Source organism: Mesorhizobium sp. M0152 (assembly GCF_040322415.1).
Taxonomy (GTDB): Bacteria; Pseudomonadota; Alphaproteobacteria; order Rhizobiales; family Rhizobiaceae; genus Mesorhizobium.
In genome coordinates, this window is sequence record NZ_JAMYTH010000001.1 from 39,815 (window position 1) to 52,557 (window position 12,743).

Below are 12,743 nucleotides of genomic sequence, written 5' to 3' on the forward strand. Positions count from 1 at the left end.
GAACAGACGGTTCGTTGCGCTGCCCAGGCACAGGGCTGCCCGGTCTTTTCATCGCGCGCGTCATGTTCTATGTCTTCCGCACGGCGCGGGGGCGCGTCTTGTCAATCGCAAAAGCATCCGGTACGCCCCGCTCATGACCGTTACCGTTCGTTTCGCCCCGTCGCCGACCGGCCGCATCCATATCGGCAATGCGCGCACCGCTTTGTTCAACTGGCTCTTCGCCATGAACAACAGGGGACGCTTCATCCAGCGCTTCGACGACACCGACATCGCCCGCTCGAAGCAGGAATTTTCCGACGCCATCCTCTACGATCTGCATTGGCTGGGCATTTTCCCGGACGCCACCGAATACCAGTCGCGGCGCTTCGAAATCTATGACGCGGCGGTCGAGCGGCTGAAGGCGGCGGGCGTTCTCTATGCCTGCTACGAAACGCCGGAGGAGCTCGATCTCAGGCGAAAGGTACGCCGTACGCGCGGCTTGCCGCCGGTCTACGGCCGCGAGGCATTGGCGCTGACGCAAGAGCAGGTGGCCGAGTACCAGACCGATGGCCGCCGGCCGCATTGGCGCTTCCTCTTGCCCAATTTCTCCGGCGATCCGCTGCAGCCGGAACGCACCGAGATCCACTGGAACGATCTGGTACGCGGCGGGGAGACTGTCGACCTTGCCTCGTTGTCCGACCCTGTTCTGGTGCGCGAGGACGGCACCTATCTCTATACGCTGCCTTCGGTAGTCGACGATATCGAGATGGGCGTCAGCCATGTCATCCGCGGCGACGACCACGTCACCAATACCGGCGTGCAGATCGCCTTGTTCAAAGCGCTGGGTGCCGAACCGCCAGTCTTCGGTCACCATAATCTCTTGACGACCGCGTCGGGCGAGGGGCTGTCGAAGCGCACCGGTGCGCTTTCCATCGAAAGCCTTCGCGAGGACGGCGTCGAGCCGATGGCCGTCGCTTCTCTCGCCGTGCTGGTCGGCACTTCGGAAAACGTCGCGGCAGTGGCGACGATGAGCGAGCTTGCCGAGCGGTTCGATCCGGCGGCGACCTCGAAATCCGCGGCCAAATTCGATCCCGACGAGCTGTTCGTGCTCAACCGCACGCTGCTGCACCACATGCCATTCGCCGAGGCGAGGGACCGGCTGATCGTGCTCGGCATCTCCGGCGAACAGGCCGAGCCGTTCTGGCTGGCGGTGCGAGGCAATCTCGATAGGCTGGCCGATGCGGTGGGCTGGTGGCGTATCCTGCGCGAGGGGCCGCAGGAGACGCCGGATTTCTCCGATGACGACCGCGATTTCCTCGGCCAGGCGTTCGATCAGCTGCCGGAGGAACCCTGGAACGGGACGGTCTGGAAGGACTGGACGGGCAAGATCAGGGAAGCGACCGGGCGCAAGGGCAAGGCGCTGTTCATGCCGCTCAGGCTTGCTCTTACCGGGTTGCCTTCGGGGCCGGAGCTTGCAGATCTATTGCCGCTGATGGGTCGGGAAGGAACGTTGGCCCGACGACCCTGACTTTGCGCTGGTCCGGCGGCACCGCCGACACGGGCGATGTCACCGGCTTGGCTGAAAGCCGCTTCATGGCTTCGCGGTCGAGCCCACCTTCGACGTTCGCCAGGGTTTCCGGATCGGCGCCCGGATCGGGCTTGGAAACCGGGACCGGAATGACCGGCGCCGCGTTCGTTTCAGGCTGCGGCTGTTCCGGATTCGGTGGGTTGCCGGCGATGATCTGGAAATTCTGCGCGGCGTTGCAGCCGCAAGCCGGCGGCCGCGACATGTCGGATTGCTTGTAGAGATAGGCGGTCGGCAATTCGCTGTAGGGCCTGCCGGTGACCGACGAGGTCATCGACGCCGAATCGTCGTCCATGCCGCGCGAATAGAAGACCTGCATCTCGGTGCCGGGGCAGCTCGATTCGCAATTCTTCTGGTCGCGTTCGAAATCGCCGATGGAAGCCGAGTTCGACATCGGGAAGAAATAACCGTCACAGATGCGCACGCAAGACGTGTGGAATTCACCGCCAACGCTTGGAAAATCCGGCACGCCGGGCCGGTTGAGCACCCGGCGGACGTTGCGCTCCTCGCCGGGATCGTCAGGTTGGTCCAGCGCGTCTAGTGTATCGGGCCGCCGGCTGTTGCCGCCGAAAAGCTGGTCGAACAGATTGGTGTCGCCGTCTTCGCGGTTCGCCTCCAATAAAGGCTCGCGTCGCGGCGCAATGGTGTCGTCGCGGCAATCGTTGGCGTCGAGCGCCGCCAGGATGCGCTTGCGGTCACGGCGCGAGCCACCCCCGGCCAGTCGCTCGCGTTTGGCTTGCAAGGCGTCGAGATTGGCATTCATGCGGTCGATGGTGGCGTTGAGCGCGGCGCATTCGTTGACGTTGCGGGAAAACAGCGAAAAACCGCATCCGGCTCTGCTCGCCTGGCCTCGGGCCTTTGAAATCTGTTCGTGCTGTCTTTCGATCGCCGCATCGTATTTCCGGACCATCGCCGGACCACCGCCGCCGCCGCGCGAGGCCGCGGCGAGATCGGCCTCCAACTGGCGGCAGATCCGCGAGGCAGCCTGTGGCTCGCTGACCGCGGTCCCGGAAAGCAGGAGCCCAAGCAGTACGGCAGCGTACGCCTGCTTCCACCCCGCGCTTGCCATCCGCCCAAACTCCGCCTGTTCGTCCGCGAGGCTACCGTGTTCGCGGTTAACCGCAGTTTACCGCGCAATCCGCGTTCAGCCCAGATTGACGACCGCCTGCGCCTTGTGCGCGGCCTCCACGACCGCCAGGGCCGTCATGTTGACGACGCCTCGCGAGGTCACGGAAGGCGTCAGGATGTGCGCCGGCTTGTCGGTGCCGAGCAGGATCGGCCCGACATGCAGCGCGTCCATCATGGCGCGCAAAGCCGTCAGCGTGATGTTGGCCGAGTCGAGGTTCGGGAAGACCAGCAGATTGGCCTCGCCCTTCAGTCGCGAATGCGGATAGACGCGCTGGCGCAGAGGCTCCGACAAGGCGGAATCGGCATGCATTTCCCCGTCGCACTGCAAGTCCGGCGCGATCCGCGCCAGGATCGCCGCCGCATGCCGCATCTTCAGCGCGCTTGGTGAATCGCGCGAGCCGAAATCCGAATGCGACAGCAACGCTGCTTTCGGTTCGATGCCGAAGCGCTGGATCTCCTCGGCCGCCAGCACCGTCATCTCGGCGATCTCCTCGGCCGTCGGATCGACGGAGACGTGGGTGTCGGTCAGAAAGATGATGCCGCGCTGCGAGATCAGCATGGAAAGCGTCGAAAGATCGTAGTCCTTGATACCGGCGCGTGGCCCGATGATCAGCGTCACGTTACGCAGGTGCCGCTCGAAGCGTCCCTCGAGGCCGCAGACCATGGCGTCGGCATCGCCGCGCTTCAGCGCCAGCGCGGCGATCACCGTGTTGTCGGTGCGCACCATGGTGCGCGCGGCTTCCGTCGTTACGCCACGCCGGCCGGCGAGTTCGATCAGCAGGTCGACATAGTGGCGGTAGCGCGGATCGTCCTCCGGATTTATGAGGCCGAAATCGACGCCCGGCTTGATGCGCAGCCCGTAGCGCTTGAGCCTGACCTCGATGACATGCGGACGGCCGATCAGGATCGGCTCGGCAATGCCTTCCTCGAGCACGACCTGGGCGGCGCGCAACACGCGTTCGTCCTCGCCGTCGGCATAGATGACGCGCTTGGCACTCGATGCCTTGGCGGAGGAGAAGACCGGCTTCATCACCAGGCCGGAGCGGAAGACGAAGCGGTTCAGCTTGTCGATGTAGGCGGCGAAGTCGGTGATCGGCCTTGTCGCGACACCGGTTTCGCAGGCAGCCTTGGCGACGGCCGGCGCAATGCGCAGGATGAGGCGCGGATCGAAGGGCGAGGGGATCAGGAACTCAGGCCCGAAGACCGGCGTCTCGCCGGAATAGGCGCGTGCGGCGACGTCCGAAGGCTCTTCACGGGCAAGGGCGGCGATGGCGCGCACCGCGGCCATCTTCATCTCCTCGTTGATGGCGCTGGCGCCGCAGTCGAGCGCGCCGCGGAAGATGTAGGGAAAGCACAGGACATTGTTGACCTGATTGGGAAAATCGGAGCGGCCCGTGCAGATCATCGCATCGGGACGTGCCGCGCGCGCGACTTCCGGCATGATCTCCGGATTGGGATTGGCCAGCGCCAGGATCAGCGGTTTCGGCGCCATGTGCTGGAGCAGTTCAGGTTTCAGCACACCTGCCGCCGAGAGGCCGAGGAAAACGTCGGCGCCTGATATGACGTCGGCCAGCGTGCGCGCCTCGGTGTCCTTCACATAAGGATCTTTCCAGCGGTCCATCTCGTCGACACGACCCTTGTAGGCGACGCCGAAACGGTCGGTGACCCAGATGTTTTCCACCGGCGCGCCAAGCGAGACCAAAAGATTGAGGCAGGCAAGCGCGGCGGCGCCGGCGCCCGAGGTGACGATCTTTATGTCCGATATGGCCTTGCCGGCGAATTCCAGCCCGTTGAGCACGGCGGCGGCGACGATGATGGCAGTGCCATGCTGGTCGTCGTGGAACACCGGTATGCCCATGCGGGCCTTGAGCCGTTCCTCGACTTCAAAACACTCGGGCGCCTTGATGTCCTCGAGGTTGATGCCGCCAAAGGTCGGCTCCAGCGCCGCGACGGTCTCGACCATGCGCTCGATCTCCGGCGCGTCGATCTCGATGTCGAAAACGTCGATGCCGGCAAACTTCTTGAACAGGACAGCCTTGCCTTCCATCACCGGCTTGGAGGCCAGCGGCCCGATATTGCCGAGGCCGAGCACCGCCGAGCCATTAGAGACGACACCGACCAGATTGGCGCGTGCGGTGTAGTCGGCGGCGGTCGCCGGGTTGTCGCGGATCTCCAGGCAAGGGGCGGCGACGCCAGGTGAATAAGCGAGCGCCAGGTCGCGCTGGTTGCCGAGCGGCTTGGTCGCCTGGATCTCGAGCTTTCCCGGCCTTGGGTGTTTGTGGAAATAAAGGGCGGCCTCGTCGAGGTCCGAACGCGCCGTTTTTTTGTTCTCGCCTTCCATGCGGCCGCTCCCTCGAAACCTGCTACGACGGTCCTTTTAGCATGCGGCCGAGATTTTTCGCGACGCTAAATGACGCGCCGGCAGCTTTAAGCGCCGGCGCATCGAAAACCATTATCAGTCAGATACTTACGGCTATCTGATGCCAAATAAATCCCGGTGCTTCATCGGCGCGCCGATCAAAAGGCGCTGACGTAGAGCCCGCCGTCGACCGGTATATTCTGGCCGGTCAGATAGCCGGCATGGACCGAGCACAGGAAGGCGCATATCTGGCCGAATTCCTCCGGCGTGCCGAGCCGTTTGGCCGGTACGTCGGCGCTGATGCGAGTCTTGCGCGCCGCCGCAGCGGCGGGGTCCTCCGGTGTGCCGGCCTCATGCGGGCCGCGCAGCCGGTCGGTGTCGAGTTTGCCCGGCAAGAGACTGTTGATGGTCACGTTGCGGTCGATCACCGTTCTCGCCACGCCGGCAAGGAACGAGGTCAGGCCGGCGCGCGCGCCCGACGACAGGTCGAGGCCGGGGATGGGGACGTAGACCGACAGCGAGGTGATGTTGACGATGCGGCCGAAGCCGCGCGCCGCCATGCCGTCGATGACGGCCTGGACCAGTTCGATCGGCGTTACCATGTTCTGGGTGACGCCTTCGAGGATCTTGGTGCGATCGAGTTCACGGAAGTCGCGAAGCGGCGGGCCGCCATTGTTGTTGACGAGGATATCCGGTTCGGGACAGGCGGCGAGCAGCGCCTTCTGCACTTCCGGCTTCGACACGTCGCCGACGACTTCAGTCACCGTCACGCCATAGCGCTCGCGCAGCTCCGCGGCGGTCTTGCCCACCAGTCCGGCGTTGCGCCCGTTGACGACGATGTCGCAGCCGGCTTCGGCCAGCGCCATGGCGCAGCCGCGCCCAAGCCCCTTGCTCGACGCGCAGACGATCGCCTTCTTTCCGCGAATACCGAGATCCATGACGATTTCTCCTGTGATTTGCCGGGCAAGCTAGCCCTTGGGCTGGCCCAATCGCAACCGTCATACGGTTGTTGCATGAATCGGGGCATAGGCTCTGGCGAAGGCAATGGTGAAATCGCGATGTCAGGCCAAGAGCCCCGCACTTTCCGCAGTATGTTCATTTCCGACGTCCATCTGGGCTCGAAAGCGGCGAAGGCCGAGTTCCTGATCGATTTCCTGCGTCACCACGACGCCGATATCATCTATCTGGTCGGTGACATCGTCGACGGCTGGCGGTTGCGGCGCAGCTGGCACTGGCCGCAAAGCCACAACGACGTCATCCAGAAATTGCTGCGCAAGGCACGCAAGGGCGCCAGCATCACCTATATCGCCGGCAATCACGACGAATTCGCCCGCCAGTTTCAGGGCGTGCATTTCGGCGGCATCGTCGTCGCCGACCGTGCCATCCACGAGACAGCCGACGGCAAGCGCCTGCTCGTCATCCATGGCGATCAGTTCGACACCGTCGTCCACAATGCGCGCTGGCTCGCTTATCTGGGCGACCATGCCTATGACGCCGCCATGCTGGTCAACCGCGTGGTGACGCGGCTGCGCCAGCTGCTCGGCCTGCCATACTGGTCGTTTTCGTCCTGGGCCAAGGTCAACGTCAAGAAGGCGGTCAATTTCATCGGCTCGTTCCAGACCATGCTGACCGAGGAAGCGCGCCGTTCGCATGTCGACGGCGTGATCTGCGGCCACATCCACCATGCCGCGATCGAGAATTTCGAGGACGTGCGGTACATCAATACCGGTGACTGGGTGGAAAGCTGCACGGCCGTGGTCGAGCATTTCGACGGGCGGATGGAAATCCTGACCTGGGCCCATGTCCTGCCCGAAGCGCCGGACGAGCCCTTCATCCCGATGCTCATAGAGGACAGGGTGATCCAGGCGGCCTGACTCCGAACGGCCGCGGATTTCGGTTAGTCCAGCCGGTTTCGCCGGTTTTTCCGCCGTGTTAAGGCATCGATCTACGTCGCCGGATGGTCGCGCGCGGCGTAATTGGATCGATTCATGCCGCTGCCGCCGCTTTCGCCGGAACAACTCGTCAAGCCGCGCCATTTCGAACTGCGCATGGGTCTGATCTTCGCGACACTGTTCGTGTCGCTCGGCACCCATCTGCCTTATTTCCCGCTCTGGCTGCAGGCCAACGGGTTTCGCGCCGAGCAGATCGCCGTCATCCTGGCCGCGCCGATGTTCCTGCGCGTGGTGACGACGCCGCTGCTGACCGCGCTGGCCGACAGGGCGAGGGATCGCGCCGATGTCTATGTCGCGCTGGTGGCTGCGTCACTGCTGTTGTCGGCGGGTTATTTCCTGACTCCAACCTATTTCGTCGTGCTTGCGGTATCGCTGCTGCTGACCATCGTGTGGACACCACATTCGCCGCTCGCCGATTCGCTGGCGCTTTCGGGCGTGCGCCGCTTCGGCTCCAACTACACCAGCATGCGCAAATGGGGTTCGATCTCATACCTGTTCGCCAATATCGCCGGCGGCTTCATCCTTTCGGCAACCGGCCCCGGGGCGGTTCCGGTCATCATTTTCGTGGCGCTGGCGGCGGCACTCGCGGCGGGATTGCTGGCACCGCGCCTTGGCCGTCCGCGCCGCGCCTCGCCACTGTCGGTCACCGACATCCAGCATTCGGCGCCAAAACTCCTCAACCCCTATTTCCTGTATTTTTCCATCGGCGTCGGCGTCATCACGGCCAGCCATGCATTCCTCTATGGCTTCGTCTCCATCTACTGGAAATCGATCGGCATCAGCGATTCGGTGGTGGGGCTGCTATGGGCTTGGGGCGTGGTGTCGGAAGTCTGCATGTTCATGATGTTCACCCGCTTCTTCGGCTCGTTTTCCGTCGTGTCGATCATGGTGATGGCGGGGATCGGCGCCATCGTGCGCTGGATCGCCTTTCCGCTGGTCTGGCCGCTCGGCCTCGGCGTTGCCGGATTTTTCGGCGTCCAGACGCTGCACTCGGTCTCGGTGGCGCTGGTGCTGATCGGCTTGCAGAAGATGATCGGCGAAACGGTCTCCGAGGAGCGGACCGGCGCCGCCCAAGGCATTGCCTATTTCTCCAACGGCTTCTTCATGGCGCTGGCGACACTGGCGTCGGGTCCGCTCTACGACCGTTTCGGTGTCGACGGCTTCTTTGCCATGATCCCGATCGCCTTGATCGGCCTCGCATTGATCGGGCTTGCGGCGCGCTCAGCCCCACAGCGCCGTATCGGGCGGTGACACCAGCGACCCCTGGTAGACGAGGCCGGGAATGCGGTCCCTGGCAAGCAGCAGCGGACCATCGAGGTCGACGAAATCGGCGTCCTGGGCGAGCAGGACGGCCGGCGCCATCGCCAGCGACGTGCCGACCATGCAGCCGACCATCACGCCGAAACCCAGATCCCTGGCGCGATCGCGTAGCGTGAGTGCCGCCGTCAGCCCGCCCGACTTGTCGAGCTTGATGTTGACGGCATCATAGAGACCGACAAGCGTTTCGAGGTCCTTCGCCTCGTGCACGCTTTCGTCGGCGCAGATCGGCACCGGATGCGCGATATGGCGCAGGATTGCATCGCTGCCCGCCGGCAATGGCTGTTCGATCAAGGCGATGCCTTGCTCGGCGGCGAAGGCGAGATTGGCGACAATATTGTCGTCGGTCCAGCCTTCATTGGCGTCGAGGATGATGCGACTTTGCGGCGCGGCCTGTCTCACCGCCTGGATTCGGGCGATGTCGTTGTCTCCGCCGATCTTGACCTTGAGCAGGGGACGCGCGGCGTTGGCCCGGGCTTGCGCCGCCATCGCCTCCGGTTCGCCGAGCGACAGCGTGTAGGCGGTTTCGAGTGTCCTTGCCGGGACAGCGCCAATCGCCTTGGCCACCGGTGTTCCGCTGATCTTGGCCTCGAGATCCCAGAGGGCGCAGTCGATGGCGTTGCGGGCAGCTCCGGCCGGCATGGCGTCGAGCAAGGCGGTCCGGCCGAGGCCGCCGACGATCCGCTCGCTCATCGCCTCTATCGCGTCGCGCACACCGTCCATGCTCTCGCCATAGCGCTTGTAGGGAACGCACTCGCCACGGCCGATGTGGCTGCCCTGCCGGATCGTGCATGTGATCACTTCGGCCTCGGTCTTCGAGCCGCGCGAAATGGTGAAGGTGCCGGCGATCGGAAAACGCTCCGCCTCGACCGAAATGACACGCGCCATATTTTTCTGCTCCGGCTATGCGAGAAGGGTTGTCGGCAAATCGACAAGGCCGGACCCATCAGGCTAAACAGGACGCCATGTTGACCATCGGCAAGCGCGACGCAAGCGGCACCACCGCCTCGGAGGCTGACCACCAACCGCGCGTGACGGTCGGTGAGGAAGATGGCGTTCTCGGCTGCGTTTTCTCTGGAATCTGGACGACGCGGACAGTGGCGCTGGTCGATGCCGAAATGCGCAAGATCGAGAAGCGAAAGGGTTTCAAGACCTTGTCACTCGATCTTTCCAAGATCGAGAAGATCGATACCGCCGGTGCCTGGCTGATCGACCGGCTGGTCAGCGCTTTCGAGAAGAAGCAGGTCGAGGTCAGGCTGCGGGGGCAAAGCGAGATCGCTTCGATACTGCTCGACGCGGTCGGCGAGGCGGTCCGGCGCGAACCGGAATCAGGGCCGGCGCGGCCGCCCAATATCATCATTCGCGCCCTGGAGGCGGTCGGCCGGCGCGTCTACGAGATGCGCGACGACTTTCTCGCCTCGATGAATATTCTGGGCGCAACTATCCGCGGCGCGCAGATGAAGCTCGGCCGCGGTCATGCCGTCAACCCGGCGGCGATCTTCAATCAGATCGATCGAATGGGCGTCGGCGCCATTCCGGTGGTGGTGCTGATGTCGGCTATCGTCGGCGCCATCGTTGCCCAGCAAGGCGCCTATCAGCTCAGCTATTTCGGCGCCGATATCTTCGTCGTCGACCTCGTCGGCGTACTCATCCTGCGCGAACTCGGCGTGTTGATGACGGCGATCATGATCGCCGGCCGCTCCGGCAGCGCCATCACCGCCGAGATCGGTTCGATGAAGATGCGCGAGGAGGTCGATGCGCTGAAGGTCATCGGGCTCAATCCGATCGGCGTGCTGGTCTTCCCGCGCCTGGTGGCGCTGGTGATCGCCTTGCCGTGCCTGACGATCATCGCCAATTTTGCGGCACTCGGCGGCGGCATCGCCGCGGCCTGGCTCTATTCCGACATCGCACCGGCCGCCTTCATCGACCGGCTGCGCGTCGCCATCGACCTCAGCACCATTTTTGCCGGGCTGATCAAGGCGCCGTTCATGGCCATGATCATCGGCACGATCGCCTCCGTCGAAGGCATGAAGGTTGGCGGCAGCGCCGAATCGCTGGGCCAGCACGTCACCGCCTCGGTGGTGAAGTCGATCTTCGTCGTCATCATCCTCGATGGACTTTTTGCCATGTTCTACGCCGCGATCGAGTTCTGACATGGCCGTGCGAAACGACACCGGGGCCAAGGACAACACGGACGAGAGCGAGACCGTGCTGTCCGTGCGCGACGTCACGGTCGCCCTGGATGACAAGGTGATCCTCGACAGGTTGTCGCTCGACATCACGCGCGGCGAGATCCTGGGCTTCGTCGGAGCCTCCGGCGCCGGTAAATCGGTGCTTTTGCGCACCATCCTTGGCCTGCTGCGCAAGCAGACGGGAACGATCAGACTGTTCGGCGTCGATGTCGAGAAGGCCAGCGAAGCCGAGCGCCTTCGCATCGACATGCGTCTTGGCGTCCTGTTCCAGCATGGCGCGCTGTTTTCGGCCCTGACGGTGCAGGAAAACGTGCAGGTGCCGATGCGCGAATATCTCGATCTGCCGAAGAAGCTGATGGACGAGTTGGCCTTGCTCAAGATCGAACTGGTCGGCCTGCCGCCGGATGCGGCGCAGAAATTCCCGTCGGAGCTCTCGGGCGGCATGATCAAGCGCGCCGCACTTGCCCGTGCGCTGGCGCTCGACCCCGATATCGTCTTTCTCGACGAGCCGACCTCGGGCCTCGATCCGATCAGCGCGGCGGAATTCGACGAACTGGTGGTCAAGCTGCGCGATACGATGGATTTGACGGTCTATATGGTCACGCACGATCTCGACACCCTGTTCACGGCCTGCGACCGGGTGGCTGTGCTCGGCAACAAGAAAGTGCTGGTCGAGGGCACTATCGACGACATGCTGAAGAGCGAGGAGCCGTGGGTAAAATCCTATTTCCGCGGAAAACGTGCCCGGCAACTTGATCTTGCCGCGCGCGCATAGCCATAAGTGAAGCAATGGAAACCAGAGCCAACTACGTCATTGTCGGGATTTTCACGCTGGTTGCGATCCTGGCGGCGTTCGGCTTCGTCTACTGGACGGCGGCGATCGGCGACAAGGGCGAGACGACGCTGTTGCGCGTGCGCATTCCAGGCTCGGCCTCCGGCCTTGGCCGCGGCAGCTTCGTGCTGTTCAATGGCGTCAAGGTCGGCGATGTCAGGCGCGTCTATATCGACGTCGACAATCCGACTGTCGCCATCGCCGACACCGAGATCGACCGGATGACGCCGATCACCAAGTCGACGCAGGCCGATATCGGCCTTGCCGGCCTGACCGGGCAGGCCAACATCGAACTCAAGGGCGCCGACCCCAAGGAAGTAAAACTGCTCGATCAGGCAGAAAAGGAAGGCAAGGTCGCCGAGATCGTGGCCAATCCTTCTGCCGTGACCAATCTTCTACAGACGGCGCAGAACATCTTCACCCGCGCCGACAAGGTGCTGACCGAGCTCGAAGGCTTCACCAAGGATGTTCGCGGTCCGCTGACGCAGACCGTGCGGAACGTGCAGACATTCTCCGACGCACTGGCCAAGAATTCCGACGGGGTCGACAAGTTCCTGTCCAGCGTCAGCGCGCTGGCCGAAGAGCTGCAGGGCGTTTCCGGCAAGCTCGACGGTACGCTGAAGGCGGCGGAAGGTCTGCTCAACGCGGTCGACAAGGACCAGATCAAGAGCATCGTCGCCAATGTGAATACGGTGACGGGGAACCTCAAGGAGACCTCGAAGCAGCTAGACGGCGTGATCAAGAACGTCGATACGGCCGTAGGATCGGTCAACGATTTCGCCAAGCAGACGCAAGGCACGCTGGCCAAGGTCGACGGCGTGCTCGACGGCATCGATCCGGCGCAGGTGCGCTCGGCGCTCGCCAACATCCAGAAGGCCAGCGAAAGCGCCGACAAGGCCGCCGCCGACATCGCGGTGGTGACCAAGAAGTTCGCCAACCGGGCCGACGACATCGATCAGACGATCAAGGATGCCAAGCAACTCGCGCAGCGGCTCAACGACGCTTCCGTGCGCGTCGACGGCATCCTGGCCAGGGTCGACAAGTTGCTCGGGTCAGGCCAGGCCGACGGCGTGATGGCCGACGCCAGGGCGACGCTGAAGTCGTTCAAGCAGGTCGCCGACACGCTGAACGCGCGCCTCGGCACCATCACCGACAATTTCGCGCGCTTCTCCGGGCAAGGTCTTTCGAATGTCGAGGCACTGGTGCAGGACAGCCGCCGTTCGATCGGCCGCATCGAGGAGGCGGTGACCGATCTCAGCCGCAATCCGCAACGCATCCTTTCGGGCGGCGAAGGCGAGGTTCGGCAGTTCGACGGCAGGGCGCGGCGTTGACTTCGGCGTCGGCGCGCCCCAGAAACATGAGCCGCGAAAGCGGGTTGATCTTACGATCCGGGGACAAC

General features: G+C 63.8%; 10 protein-coding genes. 6 read left to right on the forward strand and 4 right to left on the reverse strand.

From position 1 onward, the window contains the following. The first annotated feature begins 133 nt into the window (after nucleotides 1-133). Complete coding sequence (gene gltX, locus NKJ26_RS00180; RefSeq protein WP_352692831.1) at nucleotides 134-1,507, forward strand: glutamate--tRNA ligase; 1,374 nt, start codon at nucleotides 134-136, stop codon at nucleotides 1,505-1,507. On the opposite strand, the gene NKJ26_RS00185 is transcribed toward gltX, so the two are convergent. The 3 genes from NKJ26_RS00185 to NKJ26_RS00195 all read right to left on the reverse strand — a co-directional run bounded on the left by NKJ26_RS00185 (nucleotide 1,425) and on the right by NKJ26_RS00195 (nucleotide 5,989). Beyond that, nucleotides 1,425-2,633, reverse strand: a complete 1,209-nt coding sequence (locus NKJ26_RS00185; protein ID WP_352692833.1) for a DUF2865 domain-containing protein — start codon at nucleotides 2,631-2,633, stop codon at nucleotides 1,425-1,427. The genes gltX and NKJ26_RS00185 overlap by 83 nt on opposite strands. Nucleotides 2,634-2,708: 75 nt before the next feature. Next, the gene (locus NKJ26_RS00190) at nucleotides 2,709-5,033 is read right to left on the reverse strand and encodes an NADP-dependent malic enzyme (protein WP_352692835.1); all 2,325 of its coding nucleotides are present in this window, start codon (nucleotides 5,031-5,033) and stop codon (nucleotides 2,709-2,711) included. Between the two features lie 176 nt (nucleotides 5,034-5,209). Then, entirely contained in the window at nucleotides 5,210-5,989 is a 780-nt protein-coding gene (locus NKJ26_RS00195) for an SDR family oxidoreductase (RefSeq protein ID WP_027025214.1), read from the reverse strand. 153 nt (nucleotides 5,990-6,142) lie between these two features. Here NKJ26_RS00195 and NKJ26_RS00200 point away from each other — a divergent pair, with 153 nt between their 5' ends. Together NKJ26_RS00200 and NKJ26_RS00205 are read left to right on the forward strand one after the other, a co-directional pair. Then, on the forward strand, nucleotides 6,143-6,925 hold the full coding sequence (locus tag NKJ26_RS00200; RefSeq protein ID WP_032919518.1) for a UDP-2,3-diacylglucosamine diphosphatase: 783 nt from the start codon (nucleotides 6,143-6,145) through the stop codon (nucleotides 6,923-6,925). 114 nt (nucleotides 6,926-7,039) lie between these two features. Further along, nucleotides 7,040-8,254 (forward strand): MFS transporter, encoded by a 1,215-nt coding sequence (locus tag NKJ26_RS00205; protein ID WP_352692838.1) that lies wholly within the window; start codon nucleotides 7,040-7,042, stop codon nucleotides 8,252-8,254. Here NKJ26_RS00205 and dgcA read toward each other — a convergent pair. Further along, nucleotides 8,225-9,208 carry an N-acetyl-D-Glu racemase DgcA gene (gene dgcA, locus NKJ26_RS00210; protein WP_352692840.1) on the reverse strand — a complete coding sequence of 328 codons (984 nt, stop codon included), beginning with the start codon at nucleotides 9,206-9,208 and terminating at the stop codon, nucleotides 8,225-8,227. The genes NKJ26_RS00205 and dgcA overlap by 30 nt on opposite strands. A gap of 77 nt (nucleotides 9,209-9,285) precedes the next feature. Here dgcA and NKJ26_RS00215 point away from each other — a divergent pair, with 77 nt between their 5' ends. From NKJ26_RS00215 to NKJ26_RS00225, 3 genes are read left to right on the forward strand one after another with little or no spacing between them, the layout of a single operon-like run. Next, nucleotides 9,286-10,473, forward strand: coding sequence for an ABC transporter permease (locus NKJ26_RS00215; protein ID WP_352692842.1), 1,188 nt, complete (start codon nucleotides 9,286-9,288; stop codon nucleotides 10,471-10,473). 1 nt (nucleotide 10,474) lies between these two features. Beyond that, nucleotides 10,475-11,287 carry an ABC transporter ATP-binding protein gene (locus NKJ26_RS00220; RefSeq protein ID WP_352692845.1) on the forward strand — a complete coding sequence of 271 codons (813 nt, stop codon included), beginning with the start codon at nucleotides 10,475-10,477 and terminating at the stop codon, nucleotides 11,285-11,287. A gap of 14 nt (nucleotides 11,288-11,301) precedes the next feature. Beyond that, nucleotides 11,302-12,675, forward strand: coding sequence for an MlaD family protein (locus NKJ26_RS00225; protein WP_352692847.1), 1,374 nt, complete (start codon nucleotides 11,302-11,304; stop codon nucleotides 12,673-12,675). Nucleotides 12,676-12,743: the final 68 nt, after the last annotated feature.

Excerpts from the sequence above, each read along its gene's own strand:
- NKJ26_RS00215 (WP_352692842.1), top strand. The coding sequence starts at position 9,286 with ATGTTGACCATCGGCAAGCGCGACGCAAGCGGCACCACCGCCTCGGAG.
- NKJ26_RS00195 (WP_027025214.1), bottom strand. The coding sequence starts at position 5,989 with ATGGATCTCGGTATTCGCGGAAAGAAGGCGATCGTCTGCGCGTCGAGC.
- dgcA (WP_352692840.1), bottom strand. The coding sequence starts at position 9,208 with ATGGCGCGTGTCATTTCGGTCGAGGCGGAGCGTTTTCCGATCGCCGGC.
- NKJ26_RS00200 (WP_032919518.1), top strand. The coding sequence starts at position 6,143 with ATGTTCATTTCCGACGTCCATCTGGGCTCGAAAGCGGCGAAGGCCGAG.
- NKJ26_RS00225 (WP_352692847.1), top strand. The coding sequence starts at position 11,302 with ATGGAAACCAGAGCCAACTACGTCATTGTCGGGATTTTCACGCTGGTT.
- NKJ26_RS00185 (WP_352692833.1), bottom strand. The coding sequence starts at position 2,633 with ATGGCAAGCGCGGGGTGGAAGCAGGCGTACGCTGCCGTACTGCTTGGG.
- NKJ26_RS00190 (WP_352692835.1), bottom strand. The coding sequence starts at position 5,033 with ATGGAAGGCGAGAACAAAAAAACGGCGCGTTCGGACCTCGACGAGGCC.
- NKJ26_RS00220 (WP_352692845.1), top strand. The coding sequence starts at position 10,475 with ATGGCCGTGCGAAACGACACCGGGGCCAAGGACAACACGGACGAGAGC.
- NKJ26_RS00205 (WP_352692838.1), top strand. The coding sequence starts at position 7,040 with ATGCCGCTGCCGCCGCTTTCGCCGGAACAACTCGTCAAGCCGCGCCAT.
- gltX (WP_352692831.1), top strand. The coding sequence starts at position 134 with ATGACCGTTACCGTTCGTTTCGCCCCGTCGCCGACCGGCCGCATCCAT.